The sequence below is a fragment of the Bradyrhizobium algeriense genome (genome assembly GCF_036924595.1).
GTDB lineage: Bacteria > Pseudomonadota > Alphaproteobacteria > Rhizobiales > Xanthobacteraceae > Bradyrhizobium > Bradyrhizobium algeriense.
On record NZ_JAZHRV010000001.1, the window covers coordinates 4433151 to 4448107 of the forward strand.

Here is a 14957-nt window from a genome sequence, read left to right on the forward strand (position 1 = left end):
CTTCCTGTACGATTTACCGTGGCGCGGACTATCTCCGATGACGGGCTGGCATACAAGCGCTCTCACGCGCAGGGAATGCGGCCATGCGACAGCACCGCTGCTGGGGCCGTTGACGGAGATCGGTCAATGTCGCATCAAGACCGCAACAAGCGGGTCGACGCCCGTATTCCAAGGAGATTAGCCGATATGGCGGAGCCTGCGCGCGCAAAACCAAAACCCACGCCTGAAACGCAACATTTCTGGGATGGAACGCAGGCCGGCGAATTGCGCCTGCAGCGCTGCGACGCCTGCGCCAATGTCTATTTCCCGCCGCGTCCGTTCTGCCCCTCCTGCGCCTCGCGCAAGGTCAGCGTATTCAAGGCGAGCGGCAAGGGCACGCTCTACAGCTACGTCATCAACCACCGTCCGGCAGCGCCCGGCTTCACCCCGCCTTACGCGATCGCGGTCGTCGAGCTCGACGAAGGCCCGCGCATGATGAGCAACATCATCGATTGCCCGCAGACGCCGGAGGCGCTCGAGCTAGACATGAAGCTCGAAGTCGCGTTCGAGAAGCTCGACGACAAGATCACCCTTCCCCTGTTTCGTCCGGCGAAGGGCTAAGCACCATGCGCAAGAATGCAGTCGCCGTCGTCGGCGCAGCCGAGACCACCGAACTCGGCGTCATCCCCAACATGTCGCAGATCCAGCTCCACGCCGATGCGGCGCTCAACGCCATCGCCGATGCCGGGCTGAAACTGTCAGATATCGACGGCATCGCCACCGCGGTGGAAACCCCGCAGCAGATCGCCCATTACCTCGGCATCACGCCGACCTGGGTCGACGGCACTTCCGTCGGCGGTTGCTCGTTCATGCTGCATGTGCGGCATGCCGCGGCCGCGATCGAGGCCGGCCTCTGCAAGACCGTGCTAATCACGCACGCCGAAAGCGGCAAGTCGATGATCGGCAAGCTGCCGCGCTCAACGCCGCCCGACAGTTTGAACGGCCAGTTCGAGGCGCCGTTCGGCGTCTACGGCCCGCCCAGCATGTTCCCGATTCCCGTGCTGCGCTACATGAAGACCTACGGCATCACCCATGAGCAGATCGCCATGGTCGCCGTAGTGCAGCGCGAGTGGGCCGCAAAGAATCCGCGTGCGACCATGAAGGCGCCGATCACGGTCGAGGACGTGCTGAACTCGAAGATGATCGCCTATCCATTTCGCATCCTGCAATGCTGCCTCGTCACCGACGGCGGCGGCGCGCTGATCCTTACCTCGGCCGATCGCGCCAAGGACTTTCCGAACAAGCCGGTCTACATCCTCGGCACCGGCGAGAGCGTCGAAACGCCGATGGTCAGCCAGATGGAGACGTTCAACTCCTCGCGCGCCTTCAAGGTGGCAGGCCCGACCGCGTTCCGGGAAGCCGGCATCACCCACAAGGACGTCGATCATCTGATGATCTACGACGCCTTTGCGCATCTGCCACTTTTCGGCCTCGGCGATCTCGGCTTCATGCCGCATGAGGAGACCGGCAAGTTCATTGCCGACGGCAACACCCGCCCCGGCGGCAAGCTGCCGCTCAACACCAATGGCGGCGGATTGAGCTATATGCATTCCGGCATGTACGGCATGTACGCGCTGCAGGAGAGCGTGCGCCAGATGCGCGGCATCGCACCGGCGCAGGTCAAGGACGCGAAAATCTCGGTCTGTCACGGCGTCGGCGGCATGTTCGCGGCATCAGGCACGATCGTCTTTACGAACGAGAAATGAGCGAGCTGCCCGCCTCTCCCTCTCCCCGTTCTTACGGGGAGAGGGTTGGGGTGAGGGGCTGCTTCCACACAATCGGACTCGCGGAGAGTCCCCCTCACCCGGATCGCATCTGCGATGCGATCCGACCTCTCCCCGCAAGCGGGGCGAGGTAAGAACGCGCAGATCTATCGGGAGAACTCAAATGACAAAATCACTGCAAGACAAGGTCATCATCGTCACCGGCGCAGGCCGTGGCATCGGGCGCGAGATTGCGCTGCTCTGCGCGGCCGAAGGCGCCAAGGTCGTGGTCAACGATCCCGGCGTCGCCGCTGATGGCGCCGGATCGAGCGCGGCACCCGCCGAGGAAGTGGTCGAGGAGATCAAGAAGCGCGGCGGGACTGCGGTCGCCAATTTCGAGTCGGTGGCGGAGGCGATCCCCGCCAGCAAGATCGTGAAGACGGCGACCGATCATTTCGGCCGGCTCGACGGCGTGGTCAACAACGCCGGCATTTTGCGCGACATGATCTTCCACAAAATGAGCGTGGAAGCGTTCGAGGCCGTCATCAAGGTGCACCTGATGGGCTCGTTCTATGTCAGCCACGCCGCGGCGCGCCTGTACCGCGAACAGGAGAGCGGCTCCTTCGTGCACTTCACCTCGACCTCCGGACTGATCGGCAATTTCGGCCAGGCCAACTACGCCGCCGCCAAGCTCGGCATCGTCGGCCTGTCGAAGTCGATCGCGCTCGACATGGGCCGCTTCAACGTGCGCTCGAACTGCGTCTCGCCCTTCGCCTGGACCCGCATGATCGGTACCATTCCGACCGAGACCGAGGCCGAGAAGGCGCGCGTGGCGAAAATCCAGCAGATGGGGCCGGAGAAGATCGCGCCGATCTGTGCCTATTTGCTCAGCGACGCCGCCAAGGACGTGACCGGGCAGATTTTCGGGGTGCGCATGAACGAGATATTCCTGTTCAGCCAGAATCGGCCGCTGCGCTCGGTGCAGCGGAGCGAAGGCTGGACGCCGCAGACCATTGCCGAGCACGGCATGCCGGCGCTCAAGGGATCGTTCTACAAGCTCGATCGTTCCGCCGACATCTTCCCCTGGGATCCGATCTGACGCTCTATGAAAATGATCGTCCCGGCTGGTTGCCGGGACGACTATCTTCGATTGCTCAAGTGTACCCGCCCGCTTTATGCCGGAATGCGGGCTGATGATTTCCTTCCAATAAAAAACATGGGAGGAAATCATGACAAGCTCACTGACCTTTCCCGATTCCCAACAACACGGCGGCGGTTTTGACCGTCGCAAGATATTGACCGGTGCGGCAGCACTCGCCGCCTCGGCAGTAACGATGAAGACGGCCTCTGCGGCTTCCGTCGCCCCGCTCGGCCAGACCGGCGCGCCAACAACGGCATCGCCGCCCCTGCCGCTCGGTCCGCTTCCCGGCGCCCGCTATCCGGACGCTCGCCTGGAGTCGATGAAGAAGCCGAAGGTTTCGTTCGGGCCGACAGGCTTTCCGGCCTTCGCCGGCACCATGGCGGTCGAGCGCGTCGCAACCGGATTCCGCTGGGCCGAAGGCCCGGTCTACTTTCCGGCTGGGCGATATGTTCTGTTTAGCGACATTCCCAACAACCGCATCATGCGCTTCTCGGAAGATGACGGACACCTCAGCGTCTACCGTCAGCCGTCGATGAACTCGAACGGCAATACCATCGACCGCGAAGGACGCCTGATCACCTGCGAGCATAGCGGCCGACGCGTCACCCGGACCGAACTCGACGGCTCGATCACCATCATCGCCGACAAGTACAATGGCAAGAAGCTGAACTCGCCGAACGACGCGGTCGTCGCGGCCGACGGTTCGATCTGGTTCTGCGACCCAGCCTACGGTATCGGCGGCTATTACGAAGGCATCAAGGCCGAGCCCGAGCAGGACAAGAAAAACGTCTACCGGGTGGATCCGAAATCCGGCGATATCAAGATGGTGGTCGATGACTTCGTGGAGCCGAACGGCCTTTGCTTCTCGCCTGACGAGAAGAAGCTCTATATCTGCGATACCGGCTTCACCGACGGGCCGGACAATCCGTCGCATATCCGCGTGTTCGACGTGGATCTCGGGGCCGGAAAGCTTTCGAACAGCAAGGTCTTTGCGGACATGCCCAAGCCCAGCATTACCGACGGGCTGCGCTGCGACACCGCCGGGCGTCTTTGGTGCTCGGTCGGTTGGGGCGATCCGAATGAGGACGGCGTGCGCTGCTACACGGCGGACGGCGATCTCCTCGGCAAGATCCACATACCGGAGACCGTCGCCAATTTGTGCTTCGGCGGCCAGCAGCGAAATAGACTTTATATCTGCGGCTCGTCATCGCTGTATGCGGTCTACACCAGTGCGCAGGGCGCGATGAAGCCGTGACGGGCTGAAAAGCCTCGCCGTCATTGCGAGGAGCGGAGCGACGAAGCAATCCATGCATCCGCGCATGCGGAGAGATGGATTGCTTCGCTGCGCTCGCAATGAAGGCGGTGAGGCCGCGGCTCAGCGTCACCCGCTATTCCGCAACCCCGCCGAAATGCCGTTGATCGTCAGCTGAATCCCGCGCAGCACCTGCTCGTCCGGGTTCTGCGCGCGATGCTCCTTCAGCAATTCCACCTGCACATGGTTGAGTGGATCGAGATAGGGAAAGCGGTTGCGGATCGATCGTTCCAGCAGCGGGTTGCCCTGCAAGAGGCGCTCGTGCCCCATGATGTCGAGCAGCGTCTCGATTGAGGAATGCCATTCGCGTCGGATGCGCCCAAAAATGCTCTCGCGCAATTTCACATCAGGCACCAGTTCGGCATAGCGCGAGGCGATCGCGATCGAGCTCTTGGCCAGCACCATGTCCATGTTAGATAGCAGCGTGCGGAAGAACGGCCATTCGCGGTAGAGCTCCTGCAGGAACGGCATGCCCTGCTCCGGATGCTCCGCGATCCAGGTCTCGACCGCCGAGCCGAAGCCGTACCAGCCCGGCAGCATCAGCCGGCATTGCGCCCAGCTGAACACCCATGGGATAGCGCGCAGATCCTCGATCTCGCGGGTCTTCTTGCGCGACGCCGGGCGGCTGCCGATGTTGAGCGTCGAGATTTCGGTGATGACGGTGGAGCCCCAGAAATAATCGGCGAAGCCCTCAGTCTCGTAGACCAGTCCGCGATACGCCTTGAAGGCCAGCGCGGAAAGTTGCTCCATTGCGGTCAGATATTCCTTGCGCGGCGCGCTCTGCCGCGGATGCAGCAGGCTCGCCTCCAGCGTCGCGGCAGCGAGGATTTCCAGATTGCTGCGGCCGACTTCCGGGTTGGAATACTTGCTCGAGATAATCTCGCCCTGCTCGGTGATGCGAATCTGGCCATTCACCGCGCCGCCGGGCTGCGCAATGATGGCGTCATAGCTCGGACCACCGCCGCGGCCGACCGAACCGCCGCGGCCATGGAATAGCCGCAACCGCACATGGTGGCGTTCGAACACCTCGACCAGTTCGATTTCGGCCTTGTAGAGCTCCCAGCCCGAGGTGACGAAGCCGCCATCCTTGTTGCTGTCGGAATAGCCGAGCATCACTTCCTGAACGCCGCCGCGGCTGTCCACCAGCCGGCGGTAATCATGCAGCGACAGCATCCGGTCCATGATGCCGGAGGACGCCTGCAAATCCTCGATGGTCTCGAACAGCGGCACGATGTTGATGGCGCTGCGGCCGGAAGGATTGATGAGACCGACCTCCTTCAGCAGCACCGCCACCTCCAGCATATCCGACATCCCCTTGCACATGGAGATGATGCATTGGTGGATCACGTCGTTGCCAAACCTGGCATGCGCTTCGGCAGCCGCGCGGAACACCGCGAGTTCGCCCAGCGTCTCCTCGCTGTACTTGACGAAGGCCGAGCTGAGCGGCCTCGCGCTGCGCAACTCACTCAGCAGCAGATTGACGCGAGCTTCTTCGTTGAGGTCCAGATAGGACATCCCGGGGATCGCCGCGTCGAACAGTTCCGCCACCGTGCGTTCATGCACCGCCGAATTCTGCCTGATGTCGAGCCGGGCGAGATGGAAGCCGAAACAATCCACGGCCCGGCGCAACGACCGCAGCCGCCCGCGCGCGATCACGCCGGAATTGTTCGCAATCAATGAACGATCGAGCACGTCGAGATCGGCCTTGAACTCCTTCACGCTCGCATAAGGCGCGGCCTCGCCCACCGGCCGGCGCGTGGTTTCGACCTCCAGCCTCACTGCGGTCGCCGTCAGCCGGGCATAGATGCCGGACACCGCCAGCCGATACGGTTCGCCGCTTCGATGCGGCGAGGTATCCGGCGAGCGTCCGGCCAGCGCGCGCAATTCGTCGGAGACGTCGGCAAGATGCGCCGCCAGCGACAGTTCCGAACCGAGGACGTGCAACTCCTCCAGATAGAAGTTCATCACCCGGCTCGACTGCAGGCGCAGCGTGCCGCGCATCACGTCGGCCGTCACGAACGGGTTGCCGTCGCGATCGCCGCCGATCCAGCTTCCCATGGTCAGGAACGATGCCAGTTCGCCGGGCGTGCCACCTTCCTCCTGGTTCAGCCGGTCTTCCAGCGCGCAATGCAGCCGCGGAACCTCATGCAGGAAGGTGTAGTCGTAGAACGAGAGACCGTTGGCGACTTCATCGAGCACGGTCAGCTTGGTCCTGCGCAGCAGATTGGTCTGCCACAGCGTCAGCACGGCGCGGCGCAGTTGTTCGGCGCTGGCTTCGGCTTCCTCCGCCGTGAGCTGGACGCGTTCGCGCTGGTCGAGCAATCCAGCGATTTCCATCTCGCGGTCGATCGTGCTCTTGCGGCGAACTTCGGTGGGATGCGCGGTCAGCACCGGGCTGACCTGGGCCTCCCCAAAAAAGCGGCGCAGGTCGGCGGCGCTGAATCCGGCCGCCTTTGCGTGTGACAACGTCTGGGTCAGTAGGCTCGGCCGCGGCCCGCCGGGACCACGACCGCGCATCTGGCGGATGTTGTTCTGGTCCTCGGCGATGTTGGCGAGATGCGAGAAATAGCTGAAGGCGCGAACGATGCGCAGAGTGTCGCTGGTCGACATGCTGTCGAGGATGGTCTCGAGTTCCCGCCGCGCCAGCTTGTCCTCGTCGCGGTGGAACCGGATCGAGGTCTGCCGGATGCGTTCGACCAGGTCGAACACGTCGGCGCCCTCCTGGTCGCGCACGGTATCGCCGAGAATACGCCCGAGCAGGCGAATATCGGTCCGCAGCCGCGCGTCTTCCTCCAGCGCCAGCGCGTCATCGCTGCGATTCGACCGGGCCTCGGTCTCGGAAGGCACGGTCTGGGAAGACACTATCTGGGAAGACATGGCTGGCTACCTCAGAAATTGCCTGGCAATTCCGAGTGTGCAAGTTTTTTGCCGCAGTGCAAGATAAAGATGGGGGCGGCCAGAATTGCGATTACTCCGTCATGGCCGGGCTTGACCCGGCCATCCACGTTCTTCGCTCGGCAAGCAAGGACGTGGATGCCCGGCACAAGGCCGGGCATGACGGCTGAACGTACCTAAATCCTCCGCCCCGCCCGCTCCCAGTAGGGATCGCGCAGGCGGCGCTTGAAGATCTTGCCGGAATCTTCCCGCGGCAGGTTGGACTGGATCTCGATGTGTTTTGGCACCTTGTAGTCGGCCAGCGATATCTTGAGCTGCGCGCGGACGGAGGCAATGTCGAGCGTCACTCCCGGCTGCGGCTCCACCACGGCCATCAGCGCCTCGCCGAATTCCGTGTCGGGAATGCCGAACACCGCGCAATCGTGCACGCCCGGTATCGCATGCAGCGCGGCCTCGATCTCGGCCGGATAGATGTTGACGCCGCCCGAAATCACCATGTCGCGCTTGCGGTCGCAGATGAAGACATAGCCGTCTGCGTCGATGTAGCCGACGTCGCCCGAGGTAATGAACCCCTCGCGATCGATCTCGGAACGCTTGTCGGGCTTGTTGTGATAGGTGAAATCCGGGTTGCCCGCGATGCGCGAATAGATTTCGCCGATCTCGCCCTGCCGCAATTCCCTTCCGTCGTCGCCGATGAAGCGCAGTTCCGCTCCCGGGGCGATCTTGCCGACGGTGCCGGGCTTCTTCAGCGCGTCCTCCGAAGTGGCAAAGGTGACGGCGCCCGACTCGGTCGAGCCGTAGAATTCATAGATGATCGGGCCCCACCAGTCGATCATCGCGCGCTTGACGTCGGCCGGACAGGGCGCGGCGGCATGGATGATGTGGCGCAGCGACGACATGTCGTATTTCCTGCGAACTTCCACCGGGAGCTTCATCAGGCGGATGAACATGGTCGGTACCATGAAGATGGTGTCGATCTTCTCGGTCTCGACCACCCGCAAAAATTCTTCCGCATCGAAGCACGGCATGATCGCCAGTGCGCCGCCGAGTCGGCCGGCGCGCAGGCCGAACGAGTTCGGCGCGGAATGATAGAGCGGCCCCGGCAGCAGTGCACGGGCGCCCGGCTTGAGGCCGTAGATCAGGCTGCGCATGCGTTCGGCGTTGGCAGTCTGCTCCGGTGTCGGCGCGAAGCGGCGCACGCCCTTGGGATGGCCTGTGGTGCCCGAGGTGTAGATCATGTTCTGCGGCTGCGGCACCACCGGCCCGTCATAGCGCGGGTGCTGCTTCAGCCAGGATTCGAAATCGATCGCAAAGTCGGGCGTGGTGAGGTGATCGGGATTGATCTTGTAATTGCCGAGAATTTCCGGCGGCGTCGGCACGCTGAGCGAAGTGACGCCTTGCGGTATCGCCTCGCGCAGCTGATGCAGCATGTCGGCATGCGCGATCAGCACCGAAGTGCCGGAATCCTTCAGCACATAATTGATCTCTTCCGGCTTGAAGTGCCAATTCACTGGCACGCCATAGGCGCCGAGCCGCATCGCCGCATAGGCCGCCTCGATGAAGGCGATGTCGTTGCGCATCAGCATGGCGACGCTGTCGCCCTGTTTGACGCCGAGTTTTTGCAATCCGCCCGCGATGCGGTCGGCACGTTCGGCGACCTCATCGTGGCTGCGCTTGCGGGGGCCGCTGATAATGCCGTGGAAGGGAGAGGTGGACATTGTCGCTTTCCGATCTGTTGCCGGGTTTGGAACGAAAGGCCGTCATTCCGGGATGGTGCGCAAGCACAGACCTCAGATGCACAATTGCGCATAGGGGAATCTCGAGATTCTCTGATGTGCAATTGCACATCATAGTTCGTCGCTTCGCGCCGCCCCGGAGTGACGGAACTACCTACCCCGCGTCCGCGAACCGCGGCGCGCGCTTTTCCATATTGGCGCGCACCGCCTCGGTCTGGTTGGGGCTGCCGAGCAGCTTCTGCTGTTCGACGGATTCAGCCATTAGCGCCGGAGCGGGATCGACAGACAGCTTGTTCAGCATGCGTTTGGCGGCACGGATCGCATCCGGACTCTTGCCGGCGATTTCGCGCGCGACCTCGAAGGCCGCAGCAAGCGGATCGTCGCAGATCCGCGTCGCGAGGCCGTAGCTCATGGCTTCCTGGGCGGAGAAGATGCGCCCGGTATAGGTCAGGTCGCGCAGGATGTCGTCACGGACCAGGCTCGCAAGGATCGGCGTGCCGGCCATGTCGGGCACCAGCCCCCATTTGATTTCCATGATCGACATCCGCGCGTCCGGCGTGAGGAAGCGCATGTCGGCGCCGAGCGCGAGCTGGAAACCGCCGCCGAACGCCACACCCTGGATCGCGGCGATGACAGGCACGGGAAGCTGCCGCCAGCCCCAGACCGCAGCTTGCGGAAAGTTCGCCACACCATGTGTGCGTGCAGTGAGGTCACGTTTCTCGCCACCGGCGATCCCATTACCGCCATTCTCTTTCATGGCCGCAAAACGTCCCATATCGAGACCGGCGCAGAACGCCAGCCCCTCCCCGGACAATACTACCACCCTAACCGCCTTTTCACGGGCAAGCCGTTCGGTCGCAGCCACCAGCGCCTCGAACATCGCGGCGTCGAGCGCGTTCATCTTGTCGGCCCGCACCAGCCGGACATCGGCAATGCCGTCCGAAATCGAGATCGAAACGCGTTGCTCCATGATAATTCTCCTCCACACTTCCTTCTTGGCGCTTTACAGAACGGCTGTTGCCGGTTTTAGTCAATCGACCAATTAACAGACAATTCCCGTGGGTGGAAACGATGTTCAACGATCAGCTTCTCGCCGGGCGGCGCATTCTCGTGACCGGAGGCGGCACCGGCCTCGGCAAGTCCATGGCCGCGCGGTTTCTCCAACTGGGAGCCGAGGTCCACATCTGCGGCCGCCGCAAAATCGTGTGCGACGAGACCGCGACCGAATTGATGGACCTTCATGGCGGGCGCGTGGTCAGCCACGGCGTCGACATCCGCAATGCGCTTGCCGTCGACGAAATGATCGAACAGATCTGGACCGAAGGTCCCCTCACCGATCTCATCAATAACGCGGCCGGCAATTTCATCTCGCGCTCGGAAGAACTCTCGCCGCGCGGCTTCGATGCCGTCGCCAACATCGTGATGCACGGCACCTTCTACGTGACGCACGCGGTCGGACGGCGCTGGATCGCCGCCAAGCTGCCCGGCAACGTGGTGTCGATCACCGTGACCTGGGTGCGCAACGGCTCGCCCTATGTGGTGCCGTCGGCGATGAGCAAGTCGGCGATCCACGCCATGACGATGTCGCTGGCGGTCGAATGGGGCAAGCACGGCATCCGCCTCAACACCATTGCGCCCGGCGAAATCCCGACCGAGGGCATGAGCAAGCGCATCAAGCCCGGCGACGAGGCTGGCGCGCGCACCCGGGCGCAGAACCCGATGGGCCGGGTCGGCACCATGGAGGAATTGCAGAACCTCGCCGTGTTCCTGATCTCCGGCGGCTGCGACTGGATCAACGGCGAAACCATCGCCATGGACGGCGCGCAGGCCCTCGCCATGGGGGGTAATTTCTATCAGTTGCGCGACTGGAGCGACGACGACTGGAACACGGCGCGCGACTCGATCAAGGCGCAGAACGAAAAGGACCGCGCGGCGCGGGGGTGATCTCTCCTCGTCATTGCGAGCGAAGCGAAGCAATCCATACCGCCGCGAAGGAAGCGTGGATTGCTTCGCTTCGCTCGCAATGACGGACGATTGCGTGTAACGCTCCGAGCCAATATCATCTCCCGGGTAAACAATAATAATACCTACGGGAGAGACATGTCCGCTTCGCAGCAATTGACGAACCTTGCCGACATGGTGCGCGACCGCGCCAGAACGCGCGGCGACGCGATCGCCTATGAGTTCGAGGGACGCCAGACAAGTTTCGCCGAATTCGACATCAACACCAACCGCGTTGCGAATGCGCTGATCGCGCTCGGTGTCAAGCCGGGCGAGCGGATCGCCTATCTCGGCAAGAACAGCGACTTCTATTTCGAGCTCTTGATGGGCGCGATGAAGGCCAAGGCGGTGATGGCGCCGGTCAACTGGCGACTCGCCGGACCGGAGGTCGCCTTCATCGTCGCCGACTGCAAGGCGCCGGTGCTGTTTGTAGGCCCCGAGTTCATCACCCAGGTCCGCAACATCAAGGCGCAATTGCCAGATGTGCGTCACGTGGTCACCACCGAAGGCGGCGCGCCGGAATGGTCGGATTTTACAGCTTGGCGCGATGCTGCCAGCGGCGATGACCCGAGGGTTGCGATCAGCCCGAAGGACATCGCGATCCAGCTCTATACGTCGGGCACCACGGGCAAGCCGAAGGGCGCGATGCTTTCGCATGCCAACTTTCTTAATCTGGTGAACGCCGGCAGCGAGGCCGAGAAGCCCGAGTGGAACAAATGGACGAGCGACGACGTCTCGCTGGTGGCGATGCCGATCTTCCATATCGGCGGCTCCGGCTGGGGCGTCATGGGCCTCTATCACGGCGCCAAGGGCGTGATCGCGCGCGAGTTCGATCCGACCAGGATTTTGGATTTCTTCGAACAGTCCGGAATTACAAAACTGTTCATGGTGCCGGCCGCGATGCAGTTCGTGGTGCGGCAACCGCGGGCGCGGCAGGTCGATTTCTCCCGCCTGAAATACATGCTCTACGGCGCCTCGCCGATTCCTGCTGCGCTTTTGAAGGAGTGCATCGAGGTGTTCAAGTGCGGCTTCGTGCAATTGTACGGCATGACCGAGACGACAGGCACCATCGTAGCCCTTCCGCCCGAGGACCACGTCGAGGGGCTGGAGCGGATGCGCTCCGCGGGCAAAGCCCTGCCCGGCATCGAGCTTGCGATCCTCGACCCTGATGGCAAGCGATTGCCGCCGCGCCAGGTCGGCGAAATCGCCACCCGCTCCGGCTCCAACATGGCCGGCTACTGGAACCTGCCCGAGGCGACCGCGAGGACGCTCGGCAGCGACGGCTGGCTGCGCACCGGCGATGCCGGCTACATGGACGAGGACGGCTACCTCTATATCCACGACCGCATCAAGGACATGATCATCTCCGGTGGTGAGAACATTTACCCGGCCGAAGTCGAGAGCGCGATCTGCGATCATCCTGACGTCGCCGAAGCCGCCGTGATCGGCATCCCCGACGACAAATGGGGCGAAGCGGTGAAGGCGATCGTGGTGATGAAGCCGGGCAAGCAGGCGATCGCCACCGACATCATCAACTTCACCCGCGAGCGCATCGCGGGATTCAAGACGCCGAAATCGGTCGACTTTCTGGAAGCGCTGCCGCGCAACCCGTCGGGCAAGATTTTGCGGCGGAGTTTGCGCGAACCATATTGGGCGGGCAAGGATCGTCAGGTGAATTGAGGACGCGGCACGCTCTCTCCACGTCATCACCGGGCTTGACCCGGTGATCCACGCCTTGCTTTCTGGCTTCGGTACGAAGACGTGGATGGCCGGGTCACGCCCGGCCATGACGGTGTGTGGATCAATGCTTCCCCGCCCCCATGTAGCCGAACAGGAATCCTGCCACCTTGCGCTTCTGGATTTCCTCGCTGCCCTCGGTGATGCGGTAGCGGCGGTGGTGGCGGTAGATGTGTTCGAACGGCTTGTGGCGTGAATAGCCCATGCCGCCGTGGACCTGCATGGCGCGGTCGGCGGCTTCGCAGCACAGGCGGTTGGCCCAAAAATTACACATCGACACCCGGTCGGAGAGCGTGTGCTCGACCTGCGCTTGGGTGAGCTGGTCCATCTCCCACGCGGTCTTGCGGATCAACAGCCTGAGCATCTCGGCCTGCGTCGCAAGCTCGACCAGCGGCCACTGGATCGCCTGGTTCTCAGCCAGCGCCTTGCCGAACGGTTTTCGCTCACGCGCGTATTTGACGCTCTCGTTGATGCAATAGACCGCAGCGCCCAGCGAACTTGCCGCCTGCCGGATGCGGTTCTCGTGCACAAAACATTGCGCCAGCGATAGTCCGCGGCCGATTTCGCCGAACAGCGCATCCTCAGGCACGAACACATCGGTGAAGCTGACGCGCGGATGATCCGTCGGCATGTTGAAGGTCCACATGTATTCCTCGACCTTCACGCCCGGGCTCTTGGCCGGCACCAGCAGGCAGGTAATGCCGCGCGCATCGCCGTCATTGCCGGACGTGCGGGCAAACAGCGCGCAATGGGTCGCGACATGCATGCCCGTGGTCCACATCTTCTGGCCGTTGATGACCCAGCCCTTGACGTTGTCACGGGTTGCCTGAACGGCCCTGGTTTCCATATGCGTCGCGTCGGAGCCGTGTTCGGGCTCGGTGAGACCAAACGTGATGCGATACTTGCCTGTGATCGAGCCGTCGATCATCGCCTTCTGATCGTCGGTGCCGTAGCGGTCGAGCATGGTTACAATCGGCAAATTGCCGACGATCGAATGTTCGTTCTGCAAATCATTGTGCAGGCCGAGGCCTTTCGAGGCAAAATGCTCACGGATCACGGCCATCCAGAGGTTGGAACCGTCCTTGCCGCCGTAGCGCTTCGGAATCGCGAAGCGCAGATGGCCCGCGGCGTCGGCAAGGTTCTTGGCCTTGCGCAGCAGCGCTTCCCATTCATGCCGCGGCAGGCCGCCGTTCTCGAAATCGGTGCGCGCCCATTCGCGGCGATGATCGAAGAAGCGGATGTTGTCGTCGGCCTCCTCCAGCGGCTTGATCTCGCGCGCGATGAAGCGGTCGAGTTCGTCGAGATAGGCAGTGAGGTCGGCAGGCAGGTTGAAATCCAAGGCGGTCTCTCCCGGAAATGTCGTTTGTTTTGATTTGCGTTTAGGCGCTACGCGAGCGCTCCTGCTCGGATCGATTTAGGTTGGAAGACCCCGCCCAAGTCAAGCAACGGAATGGACCTTGGCACGCGCGGCGGCGTTGCGTAATTGGATGGTATCGGACGCCGCGCCGGCGCTATGATTGTGGTCAATATTCTTCGCCGCAGAAAATCGAAACGGGAGCAAACATGGATCTGAAATTCTCCAAGGTAACGCGCAAGGGCCCGATCACGATCATCACGTTGTCGCGGCCCGAAGTGTACAATGCGTTGCATATCGACGCGCATTTCGAACTCAACAAGGTGTTCGACGATTTCTCCGCGGACCCTGCGCAATGGGTCGCGATCGTCACCGGCGCCGGCGACAAGGCCTTTTGCGCCGGCAACGATCTGAAGTGGCAGGCGGCGGGAGGAAAGCGCGGCTGGGACAAGGGCGGTTTTGCCGGCCTCACCTCGCGGTTCGACTGCGACAAGCCGATCATTGCCGCCGTCAACGGCGTCGCGTTGGGCGGCGGTTTTGAAATCGCGTTGGCGTGCGACCTCATCATTGCCTCGGAGAATGCCACCTTCGCGCTGCCCGAGCCGCGCGTTGGCCTCGCGGCCCTCGCCGGCGGCGTGCACCGCCTGCCGCGGCAGATCGGGCTGAAGCGCGCCATGGGCATGATCCTCACCGCCCGCCACGTCTCGGCCAAGGAGGGACTCGATCTCGGTTTTGTAAATGAGGTGGTTCCGGCCGGCGAAGCGCTGGCGGCGGCCGAGCGCTGGGCGGAGACGATCTGCAAGAACTCGCCGATGTCGATCCGCGCCTCCAAGCAGGCGATCCAGCGCGGGCTTGACGGATCGCTGGAGCAGGCGATCGCCGAGCAGCGCGAGTACCCGGCCGTGAAGGCGATGGCGGCCTCGCAGGACTACATCGAGGGGCCGAAAGCGTTTGCGGAGAAGCGGCCGCCGAAATGGCTGGGGAAGTGATGATACCTTGTAGGATGGGTAGAGCGAAGCGAAATCCATCGTTGGTGCGC

At 62.8% G+C, this 14957-nt stretch carries 11 protein-coding genes; 7 read left to right on the top strand and 4 right to left on the bottom strand.

Annotation, left to right across the window (positions count from 1 at the left end; all coding sequences use genetic code 11):
* Positions 1–186 precede the first annotated feature (186 nt).
* From V1286_RS21550 to V1286_RS21565, 4 genes are all read left to right on the top strand, one after another.
* Positions 187–600: a Zn-ribbon domain-containing OB-fold protein gene (locus V1286_RS21550; RefSeq protein WP_108519790.1), complete on the top strand. Its 414-nt coding sequence runs from the start codon at positions 187–189 to the stop codon at positions 598–600.
* Between the two features lie 5 nt (positions 601–605).
* On the top strand, positions 606–1745 hold the full coding sequence (locus tag V1286_RS21555; protein ID WP_334482379.1) for a thiolase C-terminal domain-containing protein: 1140 nt from the start codon (positions 606–608) through the stop codon (positions 1743–1745).
* A 181-nt stretch (positions 1746–1926) separates the two neighbouring features.
* A complete protein-coding gene (locus V1286_RS21560; RefSeq protein WP_334482380.1) occupies positions 1927–2841 on the top strand; it encodes an SDR family oxidoreductase in 915 nt (304 codons plus the stop codon).
* 361 nt (positions 2842–3202) lie between these two features.
* The gene (locus V1286_RS21565) at positions 3203–4138 is read left to right on the top strand and encodes an SMP-30/gluconolactonase/LRE family protein (RefSeq protein ID WP_417021271.1); all 936 of its coding nucleotides are present in this window, start codon (positions 3203–3205) and stop codon (positions 4136–4138) included.
* Positions 4139–4264: 126 nt separating this feature from the next.
* Here V1286_RS21565 and ppc read toward each other — a convergent pair whose 3' ends face one another.
* From ppc to V1286_RS21580, 3 genes are all read right to left on the bottom strand, one after another.
* The gene (ppc, locus tag V1286_RS21570; RefSeq protein ID WP_334489818.1) at positions 4265–7057 is read right to left on the bottom strand and encodes a phosphoenolpyruvate carboxylase; all 2793 of its coding nucleotides are present in this window, start codon (positions 7055–7057) and stop codon (positions 4265–4267) included.
* Between the two features lie 209 nt (positions 7058–7266).
* Complete coding sequence (locus V1286_RS21575; protein ID WP_334482384.1) at positions 7267–8808, bottom strand: acyl-CoA synthetase; 1542 nt, start codon at positions 8806–8808, stop codon at positions 7267–7269.
* 172 nt (positions 8809–8980) lie between these two features.
* The gene (locus tag V1286_RS21580; RefSeq protein ID WP_334482385.1) at positions 8981–9796 is read right to left on the bottom strand and encodes a crotonase/enoyl-CoA hydratase family protein; all 816 of its coding nucleotides are present in this window, start codon (positions 9794–9796) and stop codon (positions 8981–8983) included.
* A gap of 101 nt (positions 9797–9897) precedes the next feature.
* Here V1286_RS21580 and V1286_RS21585 point away from each other — a divergent pair, with 101 nt between their 5' ends.
* Both V1286_RS21585 and V1286_RS21590 read left to right on the top strand, forming a co-directional pair.
* Positions 9898–10770, top strand: coding sequence for an SDR family oxidoreductase (locus V1286_RS21585; protein WP_334482387.1), 873 nt, complete (start codon positions 9898–9900; stop codon positions 10768–10770).
* Between the two features lie 156 nt (positions 10771–10926).
* Positions 10927–12507, top strand: a complete 1581-nt coding sequence (locus tag V1286_RS21590) for a fatty acid--CoA ligase (RefSeq protein WP_334482389.1) — start codon at positions 10927–10929, stop codon at positions 12505–12507.
* A 121-nt stretch (positions 12508–12628) separates the two neighbouring features.
* Here V1286_RS21590 and V1286_RS21595 read toward each other — a convergent pair whose 3' ends face one another.
* Entirely contained in the window at positions 12629–13903 is a 1275-nt protein-coding gene (locus V1286_RS21595; protein ID WP_334482391.1) for an acyl-CoA dehydrogenase family protein, read from the bottom strand.
* 224 nt (positions 13904–14127) lie between these two features.
* Between V1286_RS21595 and V1286_RS21600 the strand changes: the two genes are divergently transcribed.
* Positions 14128–14907, top strand: a complete 780-nt coding sequence (locus V1286_RS21600; protein WP_334482392.1) for an enoyl-CoA hydratase-related protein — start codon at positions 14128–14130, stop codon at positions 14905–14907.
* The last annotated feature ends 50 nt before the right edge of the window (positions 14908–14957 follow it).

Excerpts from the sequence above, each read along its gene's own strand:
- V1286_RS21550 (WP_108519790.1), top strand. The coding sequence starts at position 187 with ATGGCGGAGCCTGCGCGCGCAAAACCAAAACCCACGCCTGAAACGCAA.
- V1286_RS21555 (WP_334482379.1), top strand. The coding sequence starts at position 606 with ATGCGCAAGAATGCAGTCGCCGTCGTCGGCGCAGCCGAGACCACCGAA.
- V1286_RS21560 (WP_334482380.1), top strand. The coding sequence starts at position 1,927 with ATGACAAAATCACTGCAAGACAAGGTCATCATCGTCACCGGCGCAGGC.
- V1286_RS21565 (WP_417021271.1), top strand. The coding sequence starts at position 3,203 with ATGAAGAAGCCGAAGGTTTCGTTCGGGCCGACAGGCTTTCCGGCCTTC.
- V1286_RS21575 (WP_334482384.1), bottom strand. The coding sequence starts at position 8,808 with ATGTCCACCTCTCCCTTCCACGGCATTATCAGCGGCCCCCGCAAGCGC.
- V1286_RS21580 (WP_334482385.1), bottom strand. The coding sequence starts at position 9,796 with ATGGAGCAACGCGTTTCGATCTCGATTTCGGACGGCATTGCCGATGTC.
- V1286_RS21585 (WP_334482387.1), top strand. The coding sequence starts at position 9,898 with ATGTTCAACGATCAGCTTCTCGCCGGGCGGCGCATTCTCGTGACCGGA.
- V1286_RS21590 (WP_334482389.1), top strand. The coding sequence starts at position 10,927 with ATGTCCGCTTCGCAGCAATTGACGAACCTTGCCGACATGGTGCGCGAC.
- V1286_RS21600 (WP_334482392.1), top strand. The coding sequence starts at position 14,128 with ATGGATCTGAAATTCTCCAAGGTAACGCGCAAGGGCCCGATCACGATC.